Raw genomic sequence first — 14,999 nt, 5'->3', positions numbered from 1 at the left:
CTCTTTGTTATCTTGGTTGAATAATTAATTTTATGGCTGTTCTTTCTTCACCATCTATTATTATATCTGTGAATGCCGGAACACATACTATATCTTTTCCACTTGGCGCAACAAATCCTCTAGCAATAGCTATAGCTTTAACAGCTTGATTTATAGCACCTGCACCTACTGCTTGAATTTCTACGATATTTTTCTCCTTTATTATTGCCGCTAAAGCCCCCGCTACTGAATTTGGATTAGATTTTGTTGAAACTTTTAATACTTCCATTATTTTGACCTCCTAGATTAATAATGTACCCGCATACGTTTACATTAGAAGTTAACTATTATTTCTTTCCCTTAATATATATTCTATATGTATTTTAAAATTCCTTCTTTTATTATAAATAATTTTAAAAAAAATACATTTTGTTTTAACAAAATGTATTTTCTATCGATTATTTTGCGTATTCCACAGCACGTGTCTCTCTAATTACATTTATTTTAATTTGGCCAGGATATTCTAGCTGTTCTTCTATGTTTTTTACGATATTACGTGCCATTTCAATAGCCACAGCATCATCGACTTGATCTGGTTTAACCATAATTCTAATCTCTCTTCCAGCTTGAATGGCATATGACTTTTCTACACCTTCATATGAGTTTGCAATCTCTTCTAATTTTTCTAATCTCTTTATATAAGCTTCTAAAGTTTCTCTTCTAGCACCAGGTCTCGCTGCTGATATAGCATCTGCAGCCTGAACTAATATTGCCTCTAGAGATATCATTTCCACATCTCCATGATGAGCAGCAATAGCGTTTACTATCACTGGGGATTCATGATACTTCTTAGCTAGGTCTCCACCTATTAAAGCATGTGGTCCTTCATATTCTTGATCCACTGCTTTACCTATATCATGTAATAATCCGGCTCTTCTTGCTATATTTACATCTAAGCCTAATTCCGAAGCCATTAAACCTGCTAAATAAGCAACTTCTATGGAATGTTTTAAAACATTTTGACCATAACTTGTTCTGTATTTTAATCTACCTAACAATTTAATAATCTCAGGATGTAAACCATGTACCCCTGTTTCAAAGGTAGCTTGTTCTCCCTCTTCCTTTATATCGTTTTCGACATCTTTAGTAGCTCTTTCTACCATTTCTTCAATTCTAGCAGGATGAATTCTTCCATCTACTATCAATTTTTCTAATGCTATTCTTGCAACTTCTCTTCTTATCGGGTCGAAACTAGAAAGTATTACCGCCTCAGGAGTATCATCAATTATTAAATCTACTCCAGTTAAGGTTTCTAAGGTTCTTATATTTCTACCTTCTCTTCCTATTATTCTACCTTTCATTTCATCATTTGGAAGCGCCACTACATGTACTGTTGTTTCAGAAACATGATCTGCTGCACATCTTTGAATAGCTGTAGTAATTATTTCTCTAGCTTTTTTATCAGCCTCTTCTTTAGCTTTCATTTCTACATCTTTTATCATCATTGCACTTTCATGTTTGATTTCTCTACTAATTTCATCAAGAAGAATTTGTTTCGCTTCTTCAGATGATAATCCAGAAACCTTTTCTAATTCATGTCTTCTTTTAACTAAAATTTCTTGAGCATTTACTTCCATTAAATCAATGTCTTGTAATCTTTTATTAATTGTTTCGTCTTTCTTTTCTAAGATTTCACCCTTTTTATCAAGAGCTTCCTCTCTTTGGATTAATCTTCTCTCTAATCTTTGTACTTCATTTCTTCTTTCTCTTGATTCCTTTTCGAAGTCAGTTCTTAATCTATGAACCTCTTCTTTAGCCTCTAAAATAGCTTCTTTTCTTAAGGAATCTACTTCTTTTTTGGAATTCTCCAAAAGATCATTTGCTTCTTTTTCTAAATTATCAATTTTATTTCTTGAAACTTTATTGATTACTATATATTGCAATCCAGCTAAACAAGCTAGAACCACTATATCTATTAAAATAAGTTTCATTTCCATACAAACACCTCCTTCGCAATCTTCAAAATATAATATATTAAATAAAAATAAGATAGCGTAAAAAGATGTCATATTAAATTCTAACTGTTGTTTAGTAATATGATAAACCAGTATTTGTTATTATTGTATAGCAATTTTTTTCTTATGTCAAGCAGTATCCTTTACTATAAAAGTTACTACATCTTTATTATTACCTATTTTTAAATAAAAATAAGCAAAAAAATAAATAAATCGCAATGCGATTTATTTATTTTCAACTTTTTTTTCTATTTTTTCAGTTTCAGGCTTTTTAACCTTTTTAACTTCAGTTAAAGGAAGACCATATTTTTCTCTAATTTTATTATCTATTTCTAATGCTAAATCTGGGTTTTCTTTTAATGATTGTTTAGCATTTTCTCGTCCTTGGCCAAGTCTTGCTTCGCCATAAGAAAACCATGCACCACTTTTTTGAATGATGCCTTCCTTTACTCCTACATCTATTAAGTTACCCTCTCTAGATATACCTTCATTATACATTATATCAAATTCTGCATTTCTAAACGGTGGAGCTACTTTGTTTTTAATAACCTTAACTCTTGTTCTGTTACCAACAACATTTTCACCTTGCTTTATTGAATCAATTCTTCTAACGTCCATTCTTACTGATGCATAAAATTTAAGTGCTCTTCCTCCTGGTGTTGTTTCAGGATTTCCAAACATTATACCAACTTTTTCTCTTAATTGGTTTATAAATATAGCTACACACTTAGATTTGCTAATACTTCCCGCTAATTTTCTTAATGCTTGAGACATTAATCTAGCTTGCAATCCAACGTGGGCATCTCCCATTTCTCCTTCTATTTCCGCTCTTGGTACTAAAGCTGCTACAGAGTCTACTACTATTACATCAATAGCCCCTGAACGAACTAGAGCTTCTGCTATTTCTAGTGCTTGTTCACCAGTATCAGGTTGAGATACTATTAAGTTTTCTGTATCAACACCTAAATTCTTAGCATAGCTAGGATCCAAAGCATGTTCAGCATCTATAAATCCTACAGCTCCACCTAACTTTTGAGCTTCAGCTACAATATGTAATGCAACTGTTGTTTTACCTGAACTCTCAGGTCCGTATATTTCAATAATTCTTCCTCTTGGAACACCGCCTATGCCTAAAGCAATATCTAGGTCTAAGCAACCTGTTGAAATAGAATCAACACTCATTCCATGATTTTCGCCTAATTTCATAATTGAACCTTTTCCAAATTGTTTCTCTATTTGTCCCATAGCGGCTTCTATAGCCTTAAGTTTTTCCGTATCTAAATTAGCCATTAAATCTCATCCTTTCACGAACATTTGTTCTATTTATATTATAAAATACATATTATTTAATGTCAACATATATAACATAAAAGTTCCAATTATTAGTTGGAACTTTTATTAGAATTATAGACCATATTTATTTATTTTATTCTACTTATTCGTATTAATGGTATGTTTATTTTTATTAAAATAATCAATTCCAGATAATATTGTTATTACAACTGCAATATATAACAAAACTTCAGGTAAATAAACATATAACCCATGTAATACATTATTAGAAGTAAATTTTTCTAATAATATCTGTGAATTATTTATATTTACTTTTAGTAGTAAAGCTATGATTGCTATAATCTGAATTACGGTTTTAATTTTTCCCCACCAAGATGCTGCAATAACAACACCATCACTAGCGGCAAGAGTTCTTAATCCAGAAATAGCAAATTCTCTTGCAATTATTATAACAGCTGCCCAACCAGGCATTACTTGTAGCTCAACAAGTGAGATTAATGCAGATGTTACTAAAAGTTTATCTGCTAAAGGATCCATAAATTTCCCAAATGTAGTTATTTGATTTCTACTTCTAGCTATATATCCATCTAGCTTATCTGTTAAAGATGCCAAAATAAATATAAATGTTGCTATAAATGTTCCATAATCAATTTTAAGTGCAATAAAAATTAAAAATACAGGAACTAAAAAAATTCTAATAATAGTTAATCTATTAGCAAGATTCATCACAAACAACCCCTAGTAAATCATATTCCAAAGCTTCAGTTATCTTAGCTTTTAAGTATTGTCCTATCTCAATGTCTTTTCCTTTTATAAGTATATTTCCATCGATATCTGGTGCTAATTCTTCACTTCTAGCCGAATAAAATTCTCCATCATATCCTTCTACAAGAATATCATAAATTCTTCCAACTTTCAATTTGTTTATTTCAGTTGAAATTTCCTGTTGTAAAATCATAAGGTCTTTTTCTCTTAAATCTTTTACCTCTTCAGAAATCTGCTCCTTCATATTAGCAGCTGGAGTATCTTCTTCTTGTGAGTATTTAAATACACCTACTTTTTCAAGTTTATACTCTTTTAAGAAACTCTTTAGTTCTTCAAAATCTTCATCAGATTCCCCTGGGAATCCAACTATCAAAGAAGTTCTTAATGTAATGCTTGGCATAGCTTTTCTAAGTGAATCTATCTTATTTGTTATAGTTTCTTTTGTTGTCTTTCTTCCCATTAGCTTTAATATTTTATTAGAAATATGTTGAATAGGAAGATCTATATACTTACATATCTTTTCTTCAGTTGCCATTACCTCTATAAGTTCTTCTGTTATTTCTTCTGGGTAACAGTACATTATCCTTATCCATTTAAGGCCTTCAATTGTGCATAACTTTTTTAAAAGGGTAGGTAATTTCTTTTCTCCATTATATATATCAACCCCATATCTAGTTGTATCTTGGGCTACTAATATAATTTCTTTAACGCCATTTTTAACTAATTTTTCTGCTTCTGTTATGATACTTTCTATTGATCTACTTCTAAATTTGCCTCTTATTTTAGGTATAATACAGTAAGTACAGAAATTATCACAACCTTCTGCAATCCTTAAGTATGCAGTGCTTTTATCTGTAGTTATTACTCTTTCTCCTTCATTTATATTGTTATCTGAGTAATCCACGGATAATATTTTTTGCTCACTTTCAATGTAGTTAGAAATATGTTCATTAATTTTTTTGTAGTCATTAACTCCTAGCATTATATCTATCTCTGGCATAAGTTCACTTAATTCTTTTGAATACCTCTGAGTTAAACATCCTGTTGCAATTAACAACTTACAATTATATTTATTTTTATATTTAGCCATTTCTAAAATTGTATCAATAGATTCTTGTTTTGCTTTTTCTATAAATCCACAAGTATTTACAATTATTATATGAGCTTCTTTTGGATCATTAGTGAAATCATAATTTGTTTTCATTTGTCCCAATATAATTTCAGAATCAACCCTATTTTTGTCACAACCTAAGCTAACTAAGCCTACTTTATATTTTGTCAAAACAACTCCTCCTGTGCTTAAGTAATAAATTACAAATTTAATTTTAAATCTCTTTTTAACTTAAAACAAGTATTTTATCTAAAAATCTTCTATTTCTTCTCTAGTTATTAATACTTGTCTCGGTTTTGAGCCATCTTTTTTAGTAATAATCTCTCTTTCTTCAAGTTGCTCTATTATTCTTGCCGCTCTATTAAATCCAATTCTAAGTCTTCTTTGTATATATGAAGCTGACGCTTGACCACTCTCTACTACAACCTTTATTGCTTCATCTAGTAGCTCATCTGCATCTTCATCATTTGACGAATTACCATTAGAAGAGCTTTCACTATTTATATGTTCAATTATTTGTTCATCATAATTAGCCTCTTCCATTTCAGATTTAATTGAAGATACTACTTTTTCCACCTCTTCTTCACTTATAAAAGCCCCTTGTATTCTTTGAGGTTTAGATTCCCCAACTGGATAAAATAACATATCACCTTTTCCAAGAAGTTTTTCAGCTCCAGATGAATCAAGTATTGTCCTTGAGTCAATTTGCGATGATACAGCAAAAGAAATTCTAGATGGAATGTTTGCCTTTATTACCCCTGTTATTACATCTACAGATGGTCTTTGGGTTGCTAATACTAAATGCATCCCAGCAGCTCTAGCCATTTGAGCTAATCTTGCAATATATTCTTCAACGTCATTTGGACATACCATCATTAAGTCAGCTAATTCATCTACTATTATAACTATATAAGGTAACTTTTCTTCTGTTTCACCTTTTTCCATTAGAGTATTATATGATTGAATATTTCTTACTCCAGTTTCAGCAAACAATTTATATCTTCTAGTCATTTCATTTACAGCCCAATTAAGAGCTCCAGCAGCTTTTTTAGGATCTGTAACTACAGGGATTAATAAGTGAGGTATCCCATTATAAACGCTTAATTCTACAACCTTAGGATCAATCATTAAAAGAGATACTTCTGATGGTGAGTATTTATACAATATACTCATTATCAGTGTATTTATACACACTGATTTACCTGAACCTGTTGCCCCCGCTATAAGTAAATGAGGCATCTTACTCAAATCTGCCACAACACATTGTCCTGCAATATCTTTTCCTATTGCAAAGGCTACACTGCTACTACTTGACTTAAACTTTTCCTCATCTAAAACCTCTCTTAGAAATACAGCAGTTATAACTTTATTTGGAACCTCAATTCCTACCGCAGACTTTCCAGGTATAGGCGCTTCAATTCTTACCCCTGAGGCAGCTAAACTAAGTGCTATATCATCTGAGAGATTAACTATTTTTGATACTTTAACGCCAGCACTCGGCTGCAATTCATATCTTGTTACCGCAGGTCCTTTAGTAACTTGAAGAACCTTCGCTTCAACTCCAAATGAACTTAATGTTTCTTCTAACTTGGTTGCAGATGCAATAAGTTCCTTTTTATCTTCTTTATTTATATTTAAATTATTGTTTGTATTTAGGTATTCTAATTTAGGTATATTGTATTTTACATCTGCTTTACTTTCTGTTATTTTCTCTGTTATCTCTCTATTAACTACTTCTTTTAAGTTATTGTCTAGTTTTTTACTTTCACTCTTTGACTCACTTTTGGTATCCCCCATTTGAAACACAGCTATCTCTCTAGGCTTCTCTCCCTCATCTGAGTGAATAGAGGAATTTTTCATAAAGTCTAGTATCTTAATCTTTTTATTTATTCCTTCTATATAACCATCCTGCTCAACATATGGCTCTAATTGGATATTTTCTTTCTTTTTTTCTTTAAGATTATTTTTTGAACTAACCTTATCTTTTATATCTTTACTTTTTGTTTTTAAATTTAATCCTATATCGAAAATTGATAAGTCAAATATCAGTATTAGACATATAGCATATATAAGCATATATATAATAATAGATCCTATTATTCCTAGGAGCTTGTACAAAGGATAACTAATTATTATTCCAAGTAAACCTCCATTGTTCCACGAAGGATTATCAAAAACTTTAAATATAAATTCCATTAAAGAAATATTTTTATCTTCTACACTATCTATACTTAAAGAAGATACCATTAAAATTGTGTTAATCATAAAAAATGTTACGGGATATAAGTTTTTATTAATGCTTAAGTTTCCTTTAGATTTTATTGTTAATACTCCATAATACATTATGTATAACGGAATAACATATGATCCTATTCCAATTAAAACAAATAAAATATTCTTAGATATATTTGAAAAAAGTCCTGCTAAATCTGTATAAACTCCTATCATTAAAATAAATCCAGCAGCTATCCAAAGTAGTCCTTTTATATCTGAATTGCTTTTATTTTTATTTGATGTTTTTTTACTAGATTTCCTCGCCATTTTATCACCCCTAAATTTGTATTCTACATTTTAGTCAAATATCCTCTTTAATATAAATAAACCACAGGAAACCCTATGGTTTATTTATATATTTATTCTATCATAGATTCCAACTTATCTAAAGCGGCTTTTATGCCCCCAACCTCATCTATAAGTCCTATATCAACAGCTTCTTTACCAATAAGTATAGTTCCCATATCATTTAAAAGCTCATCAGTTTCCATCATAAGTTTTTTAAGCTTTTCTTTATTAACCTTTGATGTCCTCACTATAAAATCATTTATTCTATCCTGCATCTTATTAAAATACTTAAATGTCTGAGGTACTCCTATTACAAGCCCATTCATTCTTATAGGATGAATTATCATAGTTGCTGATGGAGATATAAAAGATACGCTCGCAGATGTTGCAAGAGGTACTCCTATAGAATGGCCTCCTCCAATAACTAAAGAAACTGTAGGTTTTGAGAGACTGTTTATCATTTCAGCAATGGCAAGACCTGCCTCTACATCTCCTCCTACTGTATTTAAAATAATCAGTATTCCCTTAACTTCTGGATTTTGTTCCATAGAAATAAGCTGAGGAATTACATGTTCATATTTAGTCGTTTTAGTATTAGGAGGCGAAACCATGTGCCCTTCTATTTGACCTATTATAGATACAATCTGAATTCTTTCGTCTGGTTTAGAAACGGAAGTATTTCCAAATTCTTTTATAGACGCAATATCATCATTTTCTTCTTTAGTTTCTTTTTTTTCATCACCGTGATTTTTATCTATAATTTTATCATCATCTTTTAACTTTTTATTATCTATTTCATAAAAATTATTCCACATAAACATACCTCCTGTACTTTTATATTTTGTACAGGAGGATATATTTTATACTAACTTAATTCAAAAGTTCTATGTAATGTATTAATTGCCTTCTGAACATTGTCAGTGTGAATTAAACACCATATTGTCATGTGAGAATCTGCAGTTTGTAAAACTTCTATGTTACTATCACTTAAAGCTTTGATTATTTTAGCCATTACTCCAGGAATACCAGTCATTCTAGAACCTACAATAGCTAAGTTACTACAGTTTTCTATAATAGTATATTTTATATTAATATCTTTAAATATCTTCTCTAATCTATTTTTCATTGAATCATCAATTGTAAATATTTTTTCCTTTGGGAAGATATTGATTAAATCTAAACTTATGTTATTATTTGCTAATATATCTAAAAGTTCTTTATAATGATTATTTCCTTGATTATCCTCACTCTTTATAGACACTTGAGTTCTTCCACTTAGATGAGTTATACCTGTTATAATTCTTGTGTTTTGTATATCTCCAACATTATTAATTAATGTTCCCTTACAGTCACTCATAGTATTTTTAATTATAAGAGGAATATTGCCTCTCATTGCAGCTTCAACAGCTTTTGGATGTATAACCTTAGCCCCTTGTTCAGCAAGTTGGAAAACTTCATTATAGCTTATAATATCTATTAATGCGGCCTCTTCTACTATTCTTGGGTCAGCTGTCATTATACCATCAACATCTGTATATATTTCAATAGCTTCAGCCTTTAGTGCTGCACCTATTAATGCAGCAGAGGTATCACTTCCCCCTCTTCCTAATGTAGTTAAAAATCCATCCTGAGTCACCCCTTGGAATCCAGTAACAATTGGAACCTTTCCTTGAGATAATATATCCATTAGGATTTTAGTACTTACATTTAAAGATTTTGCATCAGAGAAGTTATCATCAGTTAGTATGCCTGCTTGTCCTCCTGTTAAAGGAACTGCAGCTATATTATTTTCGTAAAAAACATTACTCATTACAACCGAACTAATTATCTCCCCACAACACATTAATAAATCAGCTGCTTGTTTGTTTTCATCCTTAAAATCACTGCTTAAAAGTGATAATAGTGTATCAGTTGCATAAGCTTCCCCTTTTCTTCCCATAGCAGAAACTACTACTACAGGACTATATCCTTCGCTTATTGCATTTTTAACTTTATCAACTACAGACTTTCTTCTCTCTGGAGTCGAAACTGACGTTCCTCCAAACTTTTGTACTATAATTTTCAAAATACCACTCCCCCTGTTATTTAAAGCCTTGCTCTTTTAATGTTTTCCTCTTCTACATCTAGTATAATAGTTTTTGCCCCAATTTTTTTTACATAATCCCATGGTATTTCTAAATATTCATTTCCACCAAAAAAAGTGAATTTAGAGTTACTTAGATTGACAATTAGAAACTTTAGTCTTCCTTCGCCATCCACTATTATGTCATTATTAGAAAGATAGTTATACTTCTCTCCATCATTTACGTTAATTATCTCAAAGTTTTCAATTTCACTTAATGTTTTAATTGTATTATCATTCATGTTAATCCCTCCTCAAAAATTAATATTCATTAAGAAGGGATTTTATAACTAAAATATTAAGAGGATTTTTATTTATTAAAAGATACAACATTATTTTGACATAAACTGCTAAGAGTTTCAAGTGAAACATTTCTACCTACAAATGCCCCATTTATAATGCCATCATTAAAACAAATTTCTTGAACTTCTTTAATAGAATTTTTGTTTATAGCATCTATTTTCTTTATCAAATCATCAGGCGTAACTATCTTATTTTTATACAAAACAGATTTACCATTGTTGAACATTCTAGAAGAAGTACTCTCTAGACCAAGAATATAACTTGCTTTTATTTTCTCTTTATTTATATCTATTTCTACTTGGGTAAATTCTCTACCTCTAAAATCATATAGTTCTTCTTTTATTACATTAATAGCTTTTTCAGCATATGATGGACTTAATCCAGTATATATATTTAAAGTACCTGTATTTTGATATGTAAGAAGATACGAATATATTGAGTAACATAATCCTAACTCTTCCCTAACCTTTTGGAAAAGTATAGAAGATGCCCCACCACCTAATATATTATTTAGTAATAAAAGGCTATATCCTCTTTCATCTCCCTGCTTAATTCCTGTAAGTCCAAAATTTATATGTAGTTGTTCTATATTCTTTTCAGTATACAGAAAACTTCTCTTAATCTCTGGAGTATTGTATTCAAATGCTTCTTTATTAGATGCACTCCAATCGCCAAAATATTTTTCTATAAGTTGTTTCAAATTAATTTCATCAAAGTTTCCACATATTGATATAACGGTATTACTTGGAGTATACATTTCTTCAATATAACTTTTTATCTTGCTTGAATCAAAACTTCTTACAGTTTCTGGAGTTCCTAAAATAGGATAAGCTAAAGAGTCCTTATAAAAGGCTGAAACAGCATGAAGATCTCCTAAGACATCTTCTGGAGAATCTTCACTCATATAAATCTCCTCAACTACAACACTTTGCTCTTTTTTTATTTCCTCATCATCAAATTTAGAATTCAATATCATATCTGAAAGTACATCTATAGATAACTCTAAGTGCGTATTTAATGCCTTAATATAGTAACATGTCGATTCCTTACTAGTATATGCATTAATTTGACCACCTACATTTTCTATTTCTTCTACAATACTTTTAGCTGATCTTTTGTCTGTTCCCTTGAACAACATATGCTCTATGAAATGAGAAATCCCATTTAAATCTTCCGTCTCATTTCTAGAACCATTTTTAACTATAACCCCAACGCTTATGGAGTTTACATGTTCTATTTGTTCAGTTACAATCCTTAGACCATTCTCTAGAGTATATAAATTGTACATAATAACCTCCATATTAAAAAATAAAAAGGCAATTTATGCCCTTCTATTCTTCATCTTTTTTCTCTGTATTCACTATTGCATCTTTTCTTGAAAGATTTATTCTTCCTTGAGCGTCTATTTCTGTTACTTTAACAAGGATTTCATCTCCTACCGATACTATATCTTCAACCTTGTTAACTCTATTCACATCTAATTTTGATATATGAACTAAACCTTCTTTACTTGGAAGTATTTCTACGAATGCTCCAAAATTAGCTATTTTAGTAACTTTACCTAAATAAACTTCTCCAGCTTTAACTTCTTTAGTTAATCCCTCGATTATTTTTAAAGCCTCTTTTACTCCTGTTGAATCAGATGAAGAAATAAATATCTTTCCATCTTCCTTTATATCTATCTTAACACCAGTATCAGCTATTATTTTATTAATAACTTTTCCGCCAGCTCCGATAACATCTCTTATCTTTTCTGGATCTATAGACATAGTTGAAGTTTTAGGAGCGTATAATGAAACCTCTTCTCTATGCTCTGGTATACATTCTTTTATCTTATCTAAAATTTCCATTCTTGCTTTTCTTGCATTTGTTATAGCTGTTCTTATTACATAATCAGAAAGACCTGCAATTTTTGTATCTACTTGAATTGAAGTTATTCCAACTTCAGTTCCTGCAACTTTAAAGTCCATGTCTCCAAAGAAATCTTCTATACCTTGAATATCTGTGATTACACCTTCTTCAGTTAAATCTTCTGAAGTTATTAATCCCATAGCTATTCCTGCAGCAGGTCTCTTTAGTGGAACCCCTGCATCAAGTAAGGCTAAAGTAGATGCACATACTGAAGCTTGGGATGTTGATCCATTTGAACTTAATACTTCTGATACTAATCTAATAGTATAAGGGAAATCTTCTTGAGAAGGTATTAATGGTTCTAAAGCTCTTTCTGCTAATGCTCCATGTCCTATTTCTCTTCTTCCTGGTCCTCTTAGTGGTCTAACTTCTCCTACACTGTAAGATGGAAAGTTATAATGATGCATATATGTTTTAGAAACAGATTCTCCGATTCCATCTAATATTTGAACATCTCCTATAGCTCCTAAAGTTGCTACAGTCATTACTTGAGTAAGTCCTCTTGTAAATAGACCCGTTCCATGAGTTCTAGGTAAAATATCAACTTCACAAGATATCTTTCTTAATTGGTCAAACGCTCTTCCATCTGGTCTTTTCTTTTCTTTAAGTAGCATTTCTCTAACTACTTCTTTTTGAATTCTATACACTACATCGTTAACATCACTCATGTTGTCTGGATATATTTCTTTAAACTCTTCTGAAATTTTTGCTTTAACATCATTCATTGATAAGTTTCTCTCATCTTTATCAATAATATGCATAGCTTCATTAATTATGTCAAATGAAAAATCTCTTACATTCTTTTCTATCTCTTCATCTACATGATATAAATTTGGAACTTTTTTTTCTTTTCCAAACATTTTCATAGCTTCTTCTTGAAAAGCAACTATTTTCTTACACTCTTCAAATCCAAATGATATAGCGTTAATCATTGTTTCTTCTGGAATTTCATTTCCACCAGCTTCAATCATCATTACTCTTTCCTTAGTAGCACATATAGTTAGCTCCATATCAGAAATTTCTCTTTCCTTTGAAGTTGGATTTACTATAAAGTTATTATCTATCAATCCTATTTGTACAGCTGCAACAGGTGTATCAAATGGAATGCTTGATAAACATAAAGCTGTAGATGCTGCATTTATAGCTAGGATTTCTGGAAGATTGTCATTTTCCACAGAAACTACTGTACAAACTACTTGAACATCATTTCTATATCCTTTAGGGAATAATGGTCTTAATGGTCTATCAACAGCTCTACCATTTAAAATAGCATTTTCTGAAGGTCTTCCCTCTCTTTTTATAAATCCACCTGGTATTTTCCCTACTGCATATAATCTTTCTTCATACTCTACACTTAGTGGGAAAAAATCAATCCCTTCTCTTGGTTTTTCAGATGCATTAACATTTGTTAATATAACTGTATCTCCATAGCTCATAAATATAGCGCAATCTGATAACATTCCAACTTTACCAGACTCAACCTTCATATTTCTTCCAGCTACAGTAGTTTGATGAAAATTATTCATAAACTAACCTCCTTTTGGTTAATATAAATTCTACATATTTTTACAAATTTTGCCTCATTAAAATAATAGAGCGGATAAACCGCTCTAAATTATCTTCTTAAACCTAAGTTCTCTATTATAGCTCTATATCTTTCAATATCTATTCCAGATAGATAGTTTAATAGTCCTCTTCTTTGACCAACCATCATTAGAAGTCCTCTTCTTGAATGGTGATCCTTTTTATGAGTTCTTAAATGATCTGTTAAAGAGTTTATTCTTTCTGTTAATAAAGCTATTTGCACTTCTGGAGATCCAGTATCTCCTTCATGTCTTGCATACTTTCCTATAATTTCTGCCTTTTTAATTTTATCCATGTAAAACACCTCCGTAATTTATCCCCTACTACCAAGAAAAAAGTCGGCTACTCTTAACACTTAGAAGTAGGTTCCTAAAGGGTATTATAGCAAAATCATCTTTTTTTGTAAATGTATTTTTAAAAAGATATTTTTATTTCCTCATTTAACGCAAAATTTCTATCGTCTTTTAGTTGATTTATTAACTCTTCCATAGAATTAAATTTTTCTTCATCTCTAATTCTTTTAATGAAATATACTTTCATTTGTAAATCATATATTTCTTCACTAAAATCCAATATATACGTTTCAACAGTAAGTTTTTTATCTCCACTTACCGTTGGATTATATCCAACTGAAGTTATACCCTTATATATTTCATTATTAACCAAAACATTTGTATAATATACACCTGTTTTAGGTAATACATAATTACTATTATACTCTAAATTTGCTGTAGGGAATCCTAGCTGTCTCCCTAACTTCTTACCATGTATGACTTTGCCTTCTAAAAAATATTCTCTTGATAGCATCTTATTAGCTTCCTCTAAATCTCCATTGGATATTTCTTCTCTTATTCTTGAAGAACTAACTACTTCTTCCCCATAAGAATAAGCATCCAACACATAAACTTTATAGCCATAAACAGCTTCAAGACTTTTTAAAAGGTTAATATCACCTTTATTTTTATATCCAAATTTATGATTAAATCCAACGATTATTCCTTTAGCTTTATACTTTTTACTCAAAAGCTCTACGAAATCTTCTGGCTGCATTTTCATAACATTCTCATTAAAATCTATTAGACAACAGATATCTATCCCTAACTTTTCTAATACTGATAATTTTTCATCTTTATTCATTAGTAATTTAGGGGCAGATTCTGGCCTTATAAAACTTAAAGGATGATTTTTAAAAGAAAAAACCATACTTTTTCCATTAAACTTATCAGCTAGCTCAATAGCTTTATTTATTAATGTTAAATGTCCAATATGTAGACCATCAAAGCTTCCAAGTGCTATATATGTGTCTTCAGAAATAATTCCTTCGTACTTCTCATCTATTACAACCATTCATATA

At 30.4% G+C, this 14,999-nt stretch carries 13 protein-coding genes; all 13 read right to left on the bottom strand.

Features of this window, described 5'->3' with window-relative positions; all coding sequences use genetic code 11:
• Positions 1-7 precede the first annotated feature (7 nt).
• A complete protein-coding gene (locus tag L1S49_RS11570; protein ID WP_021802087.1) occupies positions 8-268 on the bottom strand; it encodes a stage V sporulation protein S in 261 nt (86 codons plus the stop codon).
• A 169-nt stretch (positions 269-437) separates the two neighbouring features.
• Positions 438-1,970 carry a ribonuclease Y gene (gene rny / locus L1S49_RS11565; protein ID WP_238904593.1) on the bottom strand — a complete coding sequence of 511 codons (1,533 nt, stop codon included), beginning with the start codon at positions 1,968-1,970 and terminating at the stop codon, positions 438-440.
• A gap of 249 nt (positions 1,971-2,219) precedes the next feature.
• Positions 2,220-3,284 carry a recombinase RecA gene (gene recA / locus L1S49_RS11560; RefSeq protein ID WP_073016010.1) on the bottom strand — a complete coding sequence of 355 codons (1,065 nt, stop codon included), beginning with the start codon at positions 3,282-3,284 and terminating at the stop codon, positions 2,220-2,222.
• A gap of 141 nt (positions 3,285-3,425) precedes the next feature.
• The gene (gene pgsA, locus L1S49_RS11555) at positions 3,426-4,013 is read right to left on the bottom strand and encodes a CDP-diacylglycerol--glycerol-3-phosphate 3-phosphatidyltransferase (RefSeq protein ID WP_073016007.1); all 588 of its coding nucleotides are present in this window, start codon (positions 4,011-4,013) and stop codon (positions 3,426-3,428) included.
• Positions 4,000-5,334 (bottom strand): 30S ribosomal protein S12 methylthiotransferase RimO, encoded by a 1,335-nt coding sequence (gene rimO, locus L1S49_RS11550; RefSeq protein WP_238904512.1) that lies wholly within the window; start codon positions 5,332-5,334, stop codon positions 4,000-4,002. The genes pgsA and rimO overlap by 14 nt, the downstream gene beginning before the upstream one ends.
• 78 nt (positions 5,335-5,412) lie before the next feature.
• Positions 5,413-7,704, bottom strand: a complete 2,292-nt coding sequence (locus tag L1S49_RS11545) for a DNA translocase FtsK (protein WP_238904510.1) — start codon at positions 7,702-7,704, stop codon at positions 5,413-5,415.
• A 92-nt stretch (positions 7,705-7,796) separates the two neighbouring features.
• Positions 7,797-8,540, bottom strand: coding sequence for an ATP-dependent Clp protease proteolytic subunit (locus tag L1S49_RS11540; protein ID WP_238904508.1), 744 nt, complete (start codon positions 8,538-8,540; stop codon positions 7,797-7,799).
• A 50-nt stretch (positions 8,541-8,590) separates the two neighbouring features.
• Positions 8,591-9,790 carry an aspartate kinase gene (gene dapG / locus L1S49_RS11535; RefSeq protein ID WP_073015998.1) on the bottom strand — a complete coding sequence of 400 codons (1,200 nt, stop codon included), beginning with the start codon at positions 9,788-9,790 and terminating at the stop codon, positions 8,591-8,593.
• Positions 9,791-9,810: 20 nt separating this feature from the next.
• Positions 9,811-10,089 carry a YlmC/YmxH family sporulation protein gene (locus tag L1S49_RS11530; protein ID WP_073015996.1) on the bottom strand — a complete coding sequence of 93 codons (279 nt, stop codon included), beginning with the start codon at positions 10,087-10,089 and terminating at the stop codon, positions 9,811-9,813.
• Between the two features lie 68 nt (positions 10,090-10,157).
• Positions 10,158-11,438: a pitrilysin family protein gene (locus L1S49_RS11525; RefSeq protein WP_238904506.1), complete on the bottom strand. Its 1,281-nt coding sequence runs from the start codon at positions 11,436-11,438 to the stop codon at positions 10,158-10,160.
• A gap of 43 nt (positions 11,439-11,481) precedes the next feature.
• On the bottom strand, positions 11,482-13,587 hold the full coding sequence (locus tag L1S49_RS11520; protein WP_073015992.1) for a polyribonucleotide nucleotidyltransferase: 2,106 nt from the start codon (positions 13,585-13,587) through the stop codon (positions 11,482-11,484).
• 89 nt (positions 13,588-13,676) lie between these two features.
• The gene (gene rpsO, locus L1S49_RS11515; protein WP_021802097.1) at positions 13,677-13,940 is read right to left on the bottom strand and encodes a 30S ribosomal protein S15; all 264 of its coding nucleotides are present in this window, start codon (positions 13,938-13,940) and stop codon (positions 13,677-13,679) included.
• 119 nt (positions 13,941-14,059) lie between these two features.
• Positions 14,060-14,992 (bottom strand): bifunctional riboflavin kinase/FAD synthetase, encoded by a 933-nt coding sequence (locus L1S49_RS11510; RefSeq protein ID WP_073015990.1) that lies wholly within the window; start codon positions 14,990-14,992, stop codon positions 14,060-14,062.
• Between the last annotated feature and the right edge of the window lie 7 nt (positions 14,993-14,999).

This window comes from Clostridium sp. YIM B02506, assembly GCF_022324845.1.
In the GTDB taxonomy this organism is placed as follows: Bacteria; Bacillota; Clostridia; order Clostridiales; family Clostridiaceae; genus Clostridium_T; species Clostridium_T intestinale.
The sequence above is the reverse complement of the archived record's forward strand: the minus strand, read 5'-3'. Positions and strand labels throughout refer to the sequence as shown.